The sequence below is a fragment of the Nocardia sp. NPDC052316 genome (assembly GCF_044547795.1).
Taxonomy (GTDB): Bacteria; Actinomycetota; Actinomycetes; order Mycobacteriales; family Mycobacteriaceae; genus Nocardia.
Genome location: NZ_JBIUBB010000006.1, coordinates 235,957 through 250,527, shown reverse-complemented (window position 1 = coordinate 250,527; position 14,571 = coordinate 235,957). Strand labels below are relative to the sequence as shown.

Sequence of the window (14,571 nt, the reverse complement as noted above, 5' to 3'; positions counted from 1 at the left end):
CGGTTCATGCCCGAGCAAGCACCTCGTCGTCGCTCATCGCGGCGACCTCCAGGTACAGCTCGGCGACGCCGTGTAATCGGTCGGGGGTGCCGAGGCCGGTCTCCCTGGCCGTGAGCCGCTGGGCGAGGTCGGCGACGGTGCGGCCGATGAGGAGGTCGGCGACCAATGCGTGGTCCACATCGAGCCATTCGCGCACGCGGGCGACGGCCGTGGTCGCCAGCACCGAATCGCCACCCGCCGCGAAGAAGTCGTCGTGCACGCCGATCCGGTCCAGGCCGAGCACTTCCGCGACGATCGCGGCCAGCGCCGCTTCCAGCGGACCGCTCGGCGCCGCGTCCCGCACTTCGGCGCCTGCCGGTTCGAGCAGCGCGAGCACAGCGCGGCGGTCCAGTTTCCCGTTGTCGGTCAGCGGCATTCGGTCGAGGAGTTCGATCCTCGACGGAATCATGTAGCCGGGCAGCAGATCCGAGACCGCCGCGACGATCTCCGCGACGGTGCCGGTCGCGCCGGAGACGGCGGCGACGAGTTTCGGTGCCGCGCCGCCCACCACCGCGGCCACCGCGTGCCGCACTCCGGGTGCGCTGCGCAGTCCGCTCTCCACCTCGCCGAGTTCCACGCGGTAGCCGCGGATCTGCACCTGATGGTCGGCGCGGCCGAGGAATTCGATGGTGCCGTCCGGCCAGTACCGCGCCAGGTCGCCGGTTCGGTACCAGCGGACGTCGTTGTGCACGACGAAACGTTCGGCCGTCCGCTCCGGATCGTTGCGGTAGCCCGCCGCGACATTCGCGCCGCCGACCCAGAATTCGCCGGGCACCCAGTCGGGGCAGTCACGACCCGCCGCGTTGACGACCCGGCAGCGCACGTTGCGCAGCGGCACCCCGAAGGGCACCGTTGTCCAGTGCTCGGGCGGGTCGGTCACCTCGCAGATGGTGTTGTGGATGGCGGTTTCGGTCGCGCCGCCGAGGCCGGCGAAGCGGCAGCCGGGGACCTGGCGGGCGAGCCTGCGCGCCAAGTCGGCGCCTACCCAGTCACCGCCCAGTGTTACCGCGCGCAGCGAATCGCCGAGCTGGTCGCCGCCTATGTCCAGGATCATGTCCAGCATGCTCGGCACGCAGTTGAGGATCGAGACCCGGTGGCGCCGCAGCTGTTCCACCCAGGTGGTGGCCTCCGCGCGCTGCTCGGCGTCCAGCGCGACCACGGCGCCGCCCACCGAGAACATGCCGAACATGTCGTAGACCGAGGCATCGAATTCCAATGCGGAGAGCCCGAGTACCCGGTCGTGCGCGCCGACCTCGAACCAATCGTTCACCGCGTCGATGGTGTTCATCGCGGCGCTGTGCGGCACGTCGACGCCCTTCGGCACGCCGGTGGAGCCGGAGGTGAACAGCACGTAGGCGATCGCGTCCGTCTCGGGAATCACCGGTTCGGACAGCGGGTTCGGATGGTCGCGCGCCGCAGGCAGCGGCAGGCAGGTGATCTCGGCGCGGCCGAAATCCGCACCGTCGACGGTGAGTGCCGCGACCACGTCGCCGGTGCGCAGAATCTCCGCGCGACGCCCGACCGGCTGGTCGAATCCGATCGGGAGGTAGCAGGCGCCCGCGGCCAGCACACCGAGCACGGCCAGAATCTGGTCGGGCCCCTTGGGGAGCTGTACCGCCACCGTCTGCCCCTGCCGAACTCCGTTGTCGCGCAACGCTCCCGCCACGGCGAGCGCGCGGGCGGCGAGCTCGCGATAAGTCCAGCCGTCGTCGACGCCCCACAGCACCGCGGGCGAATCGGGGGTGGCGGTGGCGTGCTGGAAGAAGCCCTCGTGCAGTGCGCGCCCGCTCACCGGTCCGTCCGTCGCGTTCACCGCGGCCCGCACCGAGGCCTGCGAGACCGGCAGGCGCACAGCGGCTTCGGCGTCCCAACCGGCCGGGCTCGCGAGCCTGCCGATGGCATCGGTGTAGCTGGCGAACATGGCGTCGATCATCCCCGCCGGGAAGGCCGATTCCCGCACATCCCAGTTGAGCAGGAGTCCGCCGCGGACCTCGGTCACCTGCGCGTCCAGCAACACCTGTGGGCCCTGCGAGATGATCCAGACGGGCACGCCGAAGGTGTCGGTCACCGACTCGGCGAACAGTTCGCCCAGGTTGAGCGCGCTGGTGTAGACGATGGGCGCGAGCACCGGCTCGCCGCGCTGCCGCCCCAGGTCCCGCAGCACCTCGAGCCCCGAATACGCGGTGTGCGCGCCACTTTCGTGCATGGCGCGCTGTAAGGCCTTGGCCCGCTCGGTGACCGTCACATCCGCGCTGACGTCCACCTCGAGCATGATCGACGAGGTGAAATCGCCGATGACGCGCTCCACCTCCGGATGCACCGGTTCCCGATGGAACAGCGGCACATTCAGCAGGAACCGGCTCTGCGCCGACCAGCCGCCGATGGTCTCGGCGAACACCGCGGCCAACGCCATCGCCGGGGTGATGCCGCGGGCGTGCGCGGCGGCGAGCAGTCGCTGCTTCGCCGCCGGCGCGAGCCAATGGTCGTAGCGGACGGTGCGGTGCGGGTCGGTGCGTTCACTGATCGGAATCGTCGGCAGTTCGGGTGCGCCCGGTAGTTCGGGCAACCGCCGCTGCCACCACTGCCGGTCCCGCTCCCGCGCGGCAGTGTCGGCGGTGCGCTCGGTGCGGTAGCGCCGATAGCTGTAGCCCTGCGGCGGCAACGTCGCGCCGTGGTACAGCTCGGCGAGGTCGGCGATCAGCACCCGATAGCTCATCGCGTCACCGGCCAGCATGTCGACGTCGAGGTGCAGCCTGGTCCGGTCATCGGCGAGCAGACTCAGCGTCACATCCAGCACCTGACCGTCCTCGATCGCCAGCCGCTGGTGTGTTTTGGTGTCGCGCAGGCGAGTCAGTTCCGCCTCGGCCGCATCGCCGGAGAGCCCGCGCAGATCGACCACCGAGAAGACCGGGCGACCCGGCGCCGCCATGGTCTGTTGCGTGCCGTCCGGCAGAAATCTGGTGCGCAGCATCGGATGTGCGGCGACCAGGTCGCCGACCGCGCGCTCGAGTCGCCCGGGATCGACTGCGGTGCCGTCGAACTCGACGTAGAGGTGGGCGGCGACACCCCCAAGATCCTGCTCGTCCGAGCGGCCGATCCAGTAGGCATGCTGCATCGTCGCCAGGGGGAAGGGGGCGGACTCGTCCTCGGGTGCCGCGACGAGATCCGGCGTCTCGGGGGGCGCGGCACTCTCCTCGTCGGCCCCGAGCAGCTGCGCCCATTGCGCGACCGTGGGCGCGGCGGCGAGCTGGGCGAAGTTGATCTCGGCGCCGCGCTTGCGCCACCCACCGGCCAGTTTCATGGTGCGGATGGAGTCGAGCCCGAGCTGGATGAGGTCGGCGTCGTCGTCGATCGCGTCGGCGGGCACGCCGAGCTGCTCGGCGAGCGTGGCGCGGATGTCGGCGCGCCCGATCACCGGTCCCCTGACTCCGCTTTCCTTACGTTCCGCCCCGTCCCCCGGTCGCTGTGCTGGCTCCATCTGGCGCTGTCACTCCTTGGTCGCCGCCGTGTCCGGCGGATCGAGACTGCTCGATCGAGCGTATCGCATTGAGATAGGGTTGCCTTACCTATCTTCGCCGGGATCGGCGTGAGCTACCTGTGAGGCAGACCGTGACTTCGACATCCACCCCGCATCGCGACGGCTATGTGCCCTTCCCCACCGCGGCGGGCGCGGCGTATCGGGCGGCCGGGTACTGGCGCGGGTGCGCGCTGGGTGAGCTGTTGCGCGAGACCGCACGGCGGCATCCGCACCGGCCCGCGCTGCTCGATGCCGATGGCGCGCGCAGCTATGCCTGGCTGGACACCGAGGCCGACCGGATGGCGCACGGGCTGCTGGCGCTGGGCATCGCGCCCGGTGACCGGGTGGTGGTGCAGCTGCCGAACGTGCCGGAGTTCCTGACTGTGCTGTTCGGCCTCCTGCGCGCCGGGATCATTCCGGTACTGACCCTGCCTGCCCACCGGCGGGCCGAAATCGAGCATCTGGCGGCGCTTTCCGAGGCCGTCGCCTACGTCGTCATCGACCAGCTCGGCGATTTCGACTATCGGGAACTGGCCGCCACCGTGCGCGCGTCGGTGCCCTCGCTGCGGCACGTGCTGGTGCTCGGTGAGCCGGGGTTCGGCATCGACCTGAATTCGGTACCGCGCGAGGGCGGTTCGCTGCCTTGTGTCGATCCGAGCGATATCGCGTTGATGCTGGTCTCCGGGGGCACCACGGGTCTGCCGAAGCTGATCGCCCGCACCCACGACGACTACGCCTACAACGCCACCGCAAGTGCCGAGGTATGTGCGCTCACCGAGGACGACATCTACCTCGCGACTTTGCCAGCGGCGCACAACTTCCCGCTGGCCTGCCCTGGCATCCTCGGCACGGTGAGCGTCGGCGGCGCGGTCGCTTTCGTCACCGACCCCAGTCCGGAGAGCGCGTTCGCCACCATCGAACGGCACGGGGTCACGGTGACCGCCGTGGTGCCGCCGCTGGCACAGCTGTGGTGTGCGGCAACCGAATGGGAGGCGGCCGACCTGAGCTCGCTGCGCCTGCTCCAGGTCGGGGGCGCCAGGCTCGCCGAGGTCAACGCCCGCGAGGTCGGCCCCGCGCTCGGCGCCACCCTGCAGCAGGTGTTCGGCATGGCCGAGGGACTGCTCAACTTCACCAGGCTCGACGACGACGACGAGCTGTCGCACACCACGCAGGGGCGGCCGCTCTCGCCCGCCGACGAGATCCGGATCGTCGACGCGGCAGGCAATGATGTCGCACCTGGCGAGGAGGGGGAGCTGCTCACCAAGGGCCCGTACACCATTCGCGGCTACTACCGCGCGCCCGAACACAACGCCCGAGCTTTCACCCCCGACGGTTATTACCGCAGCGGCGACCTGGTGCGCCGGTTGCCCAGCGGGCACCTGGTGGTCGCAGGCCGAATCAAGGATGTCATCAACCGCGGCGGTGAGAACATCTCGTGCGACGAGCTCGAGGAACATCTGCTCACCCACCCGTCCGTCCGGCACGCCGCGGCCGTCGGGCTGCCCGATCCGGCGCTCGGCGAAAAGGTCTGCGCCGTATTGGTGGTCGACGGCGAGATGCCCGCCCTGGCCGAGATCAAGGCCTTCCTCGCAGCGCGTGGCTTGGCGACGTACAAGCTGCCCGATGTGTTGCGACGCTCGGCACAGCTGCCGATCACGGCCGTCGGCAAGATCGACAAGAAGGCACTGCGCGCCGCCGAGAGCTGAGGGGTCGTCGGACCAGCGCCTCGCCGTAAATGCGCCGGGCAGCGCACCTTTCGATGCGCTGCCCGACGGCCGTGCTGCCCGGCGGACGCCGGGTAACGTTCGCTACTTCGCCCGCACCACGTATGGCGCGATGCTGCCGAGCTTCTCGCAGGTCTCCTCGAATTCCCGCTCCGGCTTGGATTGGGCGACGATGCCCGCCCCCGCACGCAACCAGGCGCCTTCGGTGGTCTGATAGATCGCGCGCAGCACCAAGGTCGCCTCCAGCGCTCCGGTCGGCGAAACCGTCACCACCGCACCGGAATACAGCCCGCGCGGGTCGTGATCGAGCCGGAACACCGAATCGATACCGGCGCGCTTGGGGATCCCGGAGGCGGTCACCGAGGGGAACAACACCTCGAGCGCGTCCCAACTGGACCGGTCGGCGGCCAGCGTGCCGCACACCGTGGAGGACAGGTGCTGCACGCTGCCGCGCTCGCGCACCGCCATGAAGTCGGAGACGTTGGTGGTACCCGGATCGGACACCGAGGCCATCTCCGCGAAGGAGGTCTGCACCGAGATCGCGTGCTCCACGATCTCTTTGGGGTCGGTGAGCAGGTCGGCCCGCGCCGCCATATCGATGTCCGTGCCACGCCCGAAGGCTCGGGTACCCGCGACCGGTTCGGTGGTCACCAGGCGGTTCTCGTCGACCGAGGCGACGAGCTCCGGGCTGAAGCCTGCCGCCTCGAGCCCACCGAGTCGCAGCAGGAACGAACGCGCGGGAGTGTTGTGCGCGCGCCCGAGTCGATAGGTCGCGGGCACGTCCACCACGAACGGCAGGTCGACCTTCCGCGACAGGATGACCTTCTGATAGCGGTTCGCCTCGATCTCGCCGACCGCCTTGGCAACGCGATCGGCATAAGCAGTCGGGTCCAGCCGGATATCGGTCGGATGCGGCTGCGGCAGTTCGGATTCCTGCGATTCGGCGATCAGGTCATGGATGTCGCCGGTCTCGGCGGGGGTGGCGCCGGACACCCGGACGCCGAACTCCCCGATCCGCACCTCGATGCGCGGAATCATCAACTGCACCAGCGTGGTCCGCGGGTCGAGGTGCTGGGTCGCGTCGAATGCCCAGGCGCAGAACTCGAATCCGATCCAGCCGTAGGCATTGCGCCCGTCGAGCGGTAGCGAGCCGAGTGCCCGATCGACGACGCCGGCCGGTCGGCCTTCCCACGGCGTCGCGGTGGTCTGCCCCTCCCAGGTGACCCGCAGTTCTTCGACATCCAGTTCGACTCCGCCGATCGGATCGGCCGCGAACACCCACTCGCCCGGTCGCTCGTACATCACGTACTCACCGAACCGATCGGCCCCCGCCAGCCGGGACATCGCTGCCGCCGGATCGGTCACATACTCAACCCGCAAGCGTTCGTCCGTGGTCGACAACGATCCTCCAAAGCTCTAGCTGGCCCATCTTTGGAGGTAAGGTTAGCATTACCTGACTATGCCGGTAGTGTGCTCGCGGACACAGCGACCGAGCCCCCGCGCGGTCACTTCGCCGGGACAGCCAGCGCCGAACGCTCGACGCTCAGCAAACTCTCCGCACTGTGTTCCGCGTGGTACGCGGCCGCGCCACCGCGCAGCCCGAACAGCCGCTTGGAGTACAGCAGCCACACCACCGCGGCGATATTGACCACGAGCGCGCCGATCCGCAGGGCGGTCACCTTCTCGGTCAATTCATAGATCTCCAGCGGCAGGAACAGGCTCGTCGCGACGACGGCGAAGTACTCGCCCCAGCGTTTCACCAGCCACAGTCCCAGAGCCTCGATGCCCTGCAACGTCGCATAGACGAAGATGCCGACGGCTACCCACAGCAAGGTCGTGTTCGACAGGGAGAACGCCTCATCGATCACATGCACGATCTTGGACCGGTCGATATCCCAGCCGATCTGGTCGGCGAACGGCCGCAGCAGCGGCAGATCCTGGTCGAACGCGGCCCGCATGGTCTCCCGCGATGAGCGGAACTTCAACACCCCCAGCGCGGCGACCACGAGCAGCAGACCGCGCAGCAACCGCTCGATCGCCAAAGCCCGCATCAGCCAGCGATCTCGCAGCAGCCGCCCACGCGGCACCTCGGGCGCATGATCGGCGGGCCCCGACCCCACCGGCGCACCCGGCACGAAGGTCCCGCAGCGCAGACAGCGCCACGCCACTCCGGCCACGGTGTCGACCCGCAGCCGTTCGGCCAGCTCCGCCTCCACCGGCGCATAGGTGTAGTGACCGTGCCAACCGCACGCGCGTAAGGCCCAATCCATCAGCGCAGCGTAGTTCGCCGCGCCGAAGGAACGCGGGATCCTGGCCGCGCGTTCAACTTGCACGCCCGAGTGCCTGCGCGAAACAGACCCGGGGGGATTCAATAGGGAGATCTTCAGTCGGAGGGAACCAGAGCATGATCGAGCACCGTGGCGCAGCGCCCGCGGACATCGGGCGAACGACGGCACCGGGTTCGGTGGTGGCGCTGGTGGACGCGGCCTCCGCGGTGGAGCGCGAGCTCATCGGAAACTGGTTGGCCGAGGGCGGTATCGCCAAGGAATTCGGCACCGATGCCCCGATCACCCAGTTGGATCTGGACGCGGGCGCCATCGCGACCCGGCTGGTCGGCAGGCACGATGATCCGCTGGTGGTGCCGGTGCGCGTGCTCTGGCTGCCGCCGGAGCGCGACGGCGTGCGCCGGATCACCTTCGCGGACATGGCGCTGCTGACCAACCCGCGCAAGCCGAACCGGTTGGCGCAGCGCAAGCTGGTCGGCCAAGCGAACCGGCATGTGGTGCTGACCGGGCAGCCCGCGCTACTCAGCGAACTGCGCACGAACAACCCGGAAGCCGCCGCGCTGGTCACCAAGGGCACGACCGAGCCGTTCGCCCGCGCCATCGTGCGCGCCGCGGTGGTGGCGCTCGAGCGCGCCGAACGCACCATCATCGGCGACCGGTACAAGGTGCCCCGGCTGGTGGCCGAGGAAATCATGGACTCCCCCGATTTCCTGCGCAGGCTCGAGCTCATCGCCGACCAGATCGGCGCGGCACCGCACGAGGTCTATCGCCGTGCGGAGAAGGCGCTGAACGAACTCGTCGCCGCGCAAAGCAGATTGGTCTCCGACCTGTTCACCCAGGCGATGCGGCCGATCCACGCCTCGACCTGGAAGGTGGACTCCGACGATTCGGGGCTGGTCGCGCTGCGCGACCTCAACCGCCGCTACCCGCTGGTGTTCCTGCCCTCGCATCGCTCCTATGTCGACGCGTTCGTGCTCGGTGATGTGCTGGCCCGCAACGACTTCCCGCCCAATCATGTGATCGGCGGGGCCAACCTCAGCTTCTGGCCGATGGGGCCGATCGCCCGGCGCACCGGAACCGTGTTCATCCGGCGCAGTTTCGGCGACGACGAGGTGTACAAGGCGGTCGTCGAGGAGTACTTCGCCTTCCTGCTGGCCAAGCGATTCAACCTGGAGTGGTACTTCGAGGGCGGCCGTACCCGCACCGGCAAGCTGCGCCCGCCGCGCTACGGGCTGCTGAATTACCTTGCGGCGGCGGTGCGTGCGGACCGGGTCGAGGACGTGATGCTGGTCCCGGTGTCGATCACCTACGAGCGCCTGAACGAACTCGGGGCGATCGCCAACGAACAGGTCGGCGGCCGGAAGAAACCCGAGGGTCTCGCCTGGCTCGCGCGTTATATACGGAGCCAACAGCATTCGGCCGGGCACGTGTACGTGCGGTTCGGCGAACCGCTCTCGGCGCGCGACCGCCTCGCGGCACACGGCGATCCGCTGGTCACACCACCGTTGACCATCCCGCTGCACCGCACCGAGCCCGCACCGGCCGGCCTCACCGAGACCGGCCAGGGCGAGCCGGACGCGCCCGAGGTCGCCGAGCTGGAGCGCAAGGCCGTGCAGCGGCTGGCGTTCGAGATCGCCGTCGGGATCAACGCGGTCACGCCGGTAACGGTGAACGCACTGGTCACTCTGGCGCTGCTCGGTGTGCACGAGCGCGCGCTCACCCTCGGTGAGGTGCGCACGGTGCTGGCTCCGGTGCTCGGCTACATCCGCGAGCGCGGGCTGCCGCAAGGTGAGCTGGACACCTTGCAGGACGATCAGGGCCTTGCCGTTGTGCTGGAACAGCTTTCGCTGGCCAAGGTGGTGACGGTTTACCGCGGCGGACTGGAACCGGTGTACTCGATCGAGGCGGGCGCCCACCTCGAGGCCGCGTTCTATCGCAACAGCGCGGTGCACTGGTTCGTGCACCGCGCCATTCTCGAACTGTCCATCCTGGCCGCGCTCGACAGCGACGGTGCCGACCAGCTGAGCACCGGCTGGGACGAGGCGTTCCGGCTGCGCGACCTGTTGAAGTTCGAGTTCTTCTTCCCCGAGCGGGCCGAGTTCGCCGAGCAGATCACGGCGGAGATGCTGCTGCTGGACCCGCAGTGGCGCAGCCACACCCGCGACAACATCCTCGGCACCGAGGTGATGGCCAAGCTCACCGACTCCGGCTTCATGATGGCGCACCGCGTGCTCCGCTCGTTCTTCGACGCGCAGCTGGTGGTGGCCGAACGACTGGCCGACCGCGACCCGGAGATCGAGTTCGATCGCAAGCAGTTCATTGCCGAGTGCGTCGCGGTCGGCAAGCAGATGATGCTGCAACAGCGGCTGCACAGCCCGGAGTCGGTCTCCACCGAATTGTTCGCCAGCGCACTGAAACTCGCCGACAACTACGGTCTGCTCGAATCGGTGTCGAACGACTCGGCCAAGCGCAGAGCGGAATTGACCGAACGCCGGGTGGAGTTCGCGGATCGACTGCGCACCATCGGCGCGCGTATCTCGCAGGCGGCCGCGCTCGATCCGTCCAACCGGGAGACCCGGTGAGTACCGATCTGCCCGCCGCGCTCGACGCGATTCGGTCCGGTCCGCAAGGTCGCGAGGTAGCCGCGATCTTCGACTTCAGCGGCACCGTCGTCAGCGGGTTCACCCGCCCCAGCCTGTTTCGCCGGCGCGGCGCCGATGCCGTCCTGCTCGGTGGAATCCGTCCCGGCTTCTCCGACGGTGAGTACGCGCGATACCTGCGGCAGCTCACCGAGGTGCTTGCGGGCAAACCGGAGGACGAACTGGCTGCGCTCGGCGAGCGGCTGTTCCGGCGCACCGTCTACGGCCACCTGTATCACGAAGCATGGCAACTGATCCGGACGCATCAGGCGGCCGGGCACACCGTGGTGCTGGCCAGCTCGCTGACCCGCTTCCAGGTCGCCCCCGTGGCGGCCGCGCTCGGCATCGAGCATGTGCTGTACACCCCGATGGCGACCCAGGACGGCATACTCACCGGTTACGTCGACGGTAAGACGTTGTGGCGCAACGGCAAGGCTGAAGCCGTCCGCGAATTCGCCGCCGACAACGTCGATCTCGCGCGCAGCTACGCCTACACCGACAACGCCGCCGATCTGCCACTGCTGTCGCTGGTCGGCCGCCCGGTCGCGGTGAACCCCGACGAGCAGCTGACCGCCATCGCCGCGGAGCATGATTGGCCGGCACTGCACTTCCGCCCCCGACAAGAGCCCCGCCCGGCCGACTACGTCCGCACCACGGCGGGCTTCGCCGGACTGCTCGGCGGCGCGTTCTACGGTGTCGCGGCCAAGTCACCCACCAGGGACCGTCGGCAGATGGCCGACGCCCTACTCGAGCACGCGGCAGGCAACACGCTGAGCATCGCAGGCGTGCACCTGCGGGTGACCGGCGCCGCCAACGCCCGCGCGCCCCGGCCCGCAGTGTTCCTGTTCAACCACCAGAGCCAGTTCGACATCATCATCGTCCCCGAGGTGCTCGGTGGCGGCGTCACCGGAATCGGCAAGAAGGAGTTGACCCGTAACCCCGTCTTCGGCCCGCTGATGCGTTTCGTCGGCGTCACCTTCATCGATCGGTCCAGCACCGACAAGGCCAAGGCCGCGCTCGCACCGGTCGTCGACACCTTGCGCAGTGGACTGTCGATCGCCGTCGCCCCCGAGGGAACCCGTTCCTACACACCGGATGTCGGGCCGTTCAAGAAGGGCGCGTTCCACATCGCCATCCAGGCCGGGGTGCCGATCATTCCGATCGTCATCCGCAACGCGGGCGAAATCTGCTGGCGCAACTCGATGGTCGCGCGGCCCGGCACCGTGGACGTCGCGATCCTCGACCCCATCGACGTCAGCGGCTGGGATCCGAACGAGATGGACGACAAGGTCGCGGGGGTCCGGCAGCTGTACCTGGATACGTTGCTGAACTGGCCGGAGCCCGACGCAGACTGACCGGCGCTCGCGCGAACCCCGTTGCGCCGCCCCGCATTCCGCTGCAGCGGAGTTTTTGCTGTGATTCAGGTCACTTCGCGCTCGGCTTGACCTAAAGAATTGTTCAGGTTTCACCATTGTTCTCAGTACCAAGCACACAGCTTCGGATGAGGAGAACATCATGACCACCACGCAAACCATCGCCCCCGCCCTGCGTATCCCGGCGGTCAACCGTCCGGTCGCCGTCCTCGGCAGCGTCATCGCCGCGGTCGCCGTCAACCTTGTCGTCTGGCTGATCGGCGAGGCGGCGGGCGGCTCGTTCGAGGTGGTCGACAAGGGCGTCACCACCTACGTCGGCGGCGCGGGCGTTGTCATTTCGTCCGCGGTGCCGCTGCTCATCGGCATGACCGTCGCCGCGCTGCTCTCCTACCGCTGGGTCGGCGTGCTGCGGGTGGCTCAGGTCGTCGGCAGCGTGCTCGCCGTGGCGACCATCGGCCTGACCGTCGCCGCCACCTTCGACACCGTCAGCACCATCGCGCTGTCGGTCATGCACCTGGTGCTGGTCCCGGCCATCATTGTCGGACTGGAGGCGCTGCGTCGCGGACTGACCGCTTGATCCGCCACGAACCACGCAGGGCCCCCTCTCCATTGCGGAGACGGGGCCCTGCTGGTTGTTTCGGTGGTGCGCTCAGACCGACTTGCCGAAAAGCAGCTTCCACGGCATCAGCGCCGACTCCAACTGCACCTTCAGGCTCATCTTGGACGCGCCGAGGGTGCGCTCCTCGAAGCGGATCGGCACCTCGGCGATCTCGATGCCCCGCTTGACCGTCCGGTAGTTCATCTCGACCTGGAACGAATACCCGTTGCTGCGGATCGACGCCACGTCGATGGCGCGCAACGTGTCCGCCTTCCACGCCTTGAACCCGGCGGTGGCGTCCTTCACATGCAGCCGCAGGATCAGGTTCACGTAGAAGTTGGCCCACGCCGACAGCGCCTTGCGGTGCCACTTCCACTCTTCGGCGGTGGAGCCGCCCGGCACGTAGCGCGAGCCGAGCACCACGCCCGCGTCGGTGGTCGTCAGCCGCTCCAGCATGGCCGGAATCACCTCGGCCGGGTGCGACAGGTCGGCGTCCATCTGGATCACCACGTCGGCGCCCTCGTCCAGCGCCCGCGTGATCCCGGCGATGTAGGCCCGCCCCAGGCCGTCCTTCTCGGTGCGGTGCAGCACGCCGACCACGTTCGGCAGCTCCGCGGCCAGCTTGTCGGCGACCTCACCGGTGCCGTCCGGTGAACTGTCGTCGACCACGAGCACGTGCAGGTCGGGCACCGGCAGCGCGGTGAGCCGCGCCACCGCAACCGGCAGATTTTCCCGCTCGTTGTAGGTCGGCACAACAACGGTAACCCTCAAGGGTCGCCCTCCCTGCTGATCCTGGTCCAGCCCGCAGCCCACGTCAGGACCACCGAGCATTCGTCTGAGTTCTGAGAAACCGTACTTGATAGACCTGAACAGGCCTCCCTCGCCTCTCCAGGCCTCAGGCCCCGCTCAGCATGCGATGGAGCGGCATCGGCGACCCGCGATAGTCAGCCCGTGCCCGCCAAGCTACCCCTGCTCGGACGAAATCGGTTGCCACTCAGCACATGCGAGAAGCGCCGGTCACCGTCGCGTCAATCGGCGTCCGCGGCATCGGCCTGCGCATTGCGCGCCTTGACGATCTCCAGTGCCCGCTCCGCGGTCGCCTGGTCCGGATACGGTCCCATCCGATCCTGGAACCAGCACTGCCGACCTTTCTCGGCCCGCTTGTGCTTCAAGCAGTAATACCAGCGCTCAGCCATGCCTCCAGCATTCCACCGTCGGCGGCCCCCACACGGCTTTTCCAAGATCATGATTGTCGTGTGTGGCACACCACGGCGTGAACTACCCGCGACGTGCCCCACTCACGCGAGGTGGCGGACGTTGACGAGCGCGTCGACGAGCAGAATTGCGCCGAACGTCACGAAAAGGACCCGCAATGCCGGCGGCGCGTACCGAGTGAGCACACGCACGATCGTGCGATAGACCCGCCTGGCTCGACGCGTCCGCCGCAGCGAAAGCAACAACACCAGCAACGGCGGCAACAAAGCCAACGCACAGTAGGCCACCACAATCAACGGCCAGAACGCAGGCAACGGATCCTGCGCCGAGATCATCGCCAGCCCCGCCAGATACGGCACCGCCGTAGGCGCCTGCACGAGACCGATGGCCACCCCGACGAACCCGAACAACCACGGCCGCCGCCGCAACACCCCCGCCCAAGCCGGCGCCCCCCGCTGCCGAACCACCGGCACCGCACCGACCACAACCAACACCACCCCCAACACCACCTCCCCCCAATACCGCATCGCAGGCGTCAATTCGAACGCCACCAGCTCGGTCAAAAAATTCAACCCCAGCACCGTACAGAGCCCGAACCCCGTGGTAACCGCGAAAACCCCCGCGATAAAACTCACCCCACCCGGCACCGGCGACCGCCGCCCGAGCCGACTGTCCGCCACCACCGCCGTAGTAACCCCCACCAACAGCACATCCAAGGAATCCAGAACCGCGAACCCCGCAAGCGCCAACAAAAGAGTCACCATGACCCGGCCAGCCTACGGACGAGCTCGCTAACGAAACACCACGCAGGCACCACTCACACTTCGCCGCCCATGTCCGACCCGCGAGCCGGTCACCGGTGGCGCCAGATGCCGAGGAGCGAAGCGATTGGCGGACAACGGCATAGACGTCCCACCCGCACAACCACGGCCTGGGAGGCGAAACCTGCCCACGACGGGGTGCAGACCGGAGTCCGCAGCCACCACTCCGTGCAACCAAGGCGGGCATTCGGGACGAAGCACCAACAAGCTCGTTCTAGTCAGATCCGCAGCTTCCACACCAACGCAACCACGGCCGGGGGGTTCGGGGGGCGAAGCCCCGCCGAGCGGGTGTGGGGTTGCACCCCACAAAACAAAAAAGACGAGGGAGCTCCAGCGCGCGTTCTTTGCGCGCAGAGTTCC

10 protein-coding genes are annotated in these 14,571 nt (G+C 68.4%); 4 read left to right on the top strand and 6 right to left on the bottom strand.

Features of this window, described 5'->3' with window-relative positions; genetic code table 11:
• Nucleotides 1-4: 4 nt before the first annotated feature.
• Nucleotides 5-3,517 carry an amino acid adenylation domain-containing protein gene (locus ACIHA7_RS29000; protein WP_397294090.1) on the bottom strand — a complete coding sequence of 1,171 codons (3,513 nt, stop codon included), beginning with the start codon at nt 3,515-3,517 and terminating at the stop codon, nt 5-7.
• Nucleotides 3,518-3,648: 131 nt separating this feature from the next.
• On the opposite strand from ACIHA7_RS29000, the gene ACIHA7_RS28995 reads away from it, so the two are divergent.
• On the top strand, nt 3,649-5,262 hold the full coding sequence (locus ACIHA7_RS28995) for a (2,3-dihydroxybenzoyl)adenylate synthase (protein WP_397294089.1): 1,614 nt from the start codon (nt 3,649-3,651) through the stop codon (nt 5,260-5,262).
• A 102-nt stretch (nt 5,263-5,364) separates the two neighbouring features.
• On the opposite strand, the gene ACIHA7_RS28990 is transcribed toward ACIHA7_RS28995, so the two are convergent.
• Together ACIHA7_RS28990 and ACIHA7_RS28985 are read right to left on the bottom strand one after the other, a co-directional pair.
• Nucleotides 5,365-6,681, bottom strand: coding sequence for a salicylate synthase (locus ACIHA7_RS28990; RefSeq protein WP_397294088.1), 1,317 nt, complete (start codon nt 6,679-6,681; stop codon nt 5,365-5,367).
• A gap of 104 nt (nt 6,682-6,785) precedes the next feature.
• Entirely contained in the window at nt 6,786-7,553 is a 768-nt protein-coding gene (locus ACIHA7_RS28985) for a DUF2127 domain-containing protein (protein ID WP_397294551.1), read from the bottom strand.
• Nucleotides 7,554-7,684: 131 nt separating this feature from the next.
• On the opposite strand from ACIHA7_RS28985, the gene ACIHA7_RS28980 reads away from it, so the two are divergent.
• The 3 genes from ACIHA7_RS28980 (at nt 7,685) to ACIHA7_RS28970 (ending at nt 12,154) form a co-directional block, all read left to right on the top strand.
• A complete protein-coding gene (locus ACIHA7_RS28980) occupies nt 7,685-10,147 on the top strand; it encodes a glycerol-3-phosphate 1-O-acyltransferase (RefSeq protein WP_397294087.1) in 2,463 nt (820 codons plus the stop codon).
• Nucleotides 10,144-11,559 carry an HAD-IB family hydrolase gene (locus ACIHA7_RS28975; protein ID WP_397294086.1) on the top strand — a complete coding sequence of 472 codons (1,416 nt, stop codon included), beginning with the start codon at nt 10,144-10,146 and terminating at the stop codon, nt 11,557-11,559. The genes ACIHA7_RS28980 and ACIHA7_RS28975 overlap by 4 nt, the downstream gene beginning before the upstream one ends.
• A 160-nt stretch (nt 11,560-11,719) precedes the next feature.
• A complete protein-coding gene (locus ACIHA7_RS28970; RefSeq protein WP_397294085.1) occupies nt 11,720-12,154 on the top strand; it encodes a DUF6069 family protein in 435 nt (144 codons plus the stop codon).
• Nucleotides 12,155-12,226: 72 nt separating this feature from the next.
• On the opposite strand, the gene ACIHA7_RS28965 is transcribed toward ACIHA7_RS28970, so the two are convergent.
• From ACIHA7_RS28965 to ACIHA7_RS28955, 3 genes are all read right to left on the bottom strand, one after another.
• Entirely contained in the window at nt 12,227-12,928 is a 702-nt protein-coding gene (locus tag ACIHA7_RS28965) for a polyprenol monophosphomannose synthase (protein ID WP_107654018.1), read from the bottom strand.
• A gap of 275 nt (nt 12,929-13,203) precedes the next feature.
• Nucleotides 13,204-13,371, bottom strand: coding sequence for a hypothetical protein (locus ACIHA7_RS28960; RefSeq protein WP_194833929.1), 168 nt, complete (start codon nt 13,369-13,371; stop codon nt 13,204-13,206).
• 102 nt (nt 13,372-13,473) lie between these two features.
• A complete protein-coding gene (locus tag ACIHA7_RS28955; RefSeq protein ID WP_397294084.1) occupies nt 13,474-14,154 on the bottom strand; it encodes a GAP family protein in 681 nt (226 codons plus the stop codon).
• Nucleotides 14,155-14,571: the final 417 nt, after the last annotated feature.

Coding starts and splice junctions, on each gene's coding strand:
- ACIHA7_RS29000 (WP_397294090.1), bottom strand. CDS start 3,517: ATGGAGCCAGCACAGCGACCGGGGGACGGGGCGGAACGTAAGGAAAGC.
- ACIHA7_RS28980 (WP_397294087.1), top strand. CDS start 7,685: ATGATCGAGCACCGTGGCGCAGCGCCCGCGGACATCGGGCGAACGACG.
- ACIHA7_RS28955 (WP_397294084.1), bottom strand. CDS start 14,154: ATGGTGACTCTTTTGTTGGCGCTTGCGGGGTTCGCGGTTCTGGATTCC.
- ACIHA7_RS28970 (WP_397294085.1), top strand. CDS start 11,720: ATGACCACCACGCAAACCATCGCCCCCGCCCTGCGTATCCCGGCGGTC.
- ACIHA7_RS28960 (WP_194833929.1), bottom strand. CDS start 13,371: ATGGCTGAGCGCTGGTATTACTGCTTGAAGCACAAGCGGGCCGAGAAA.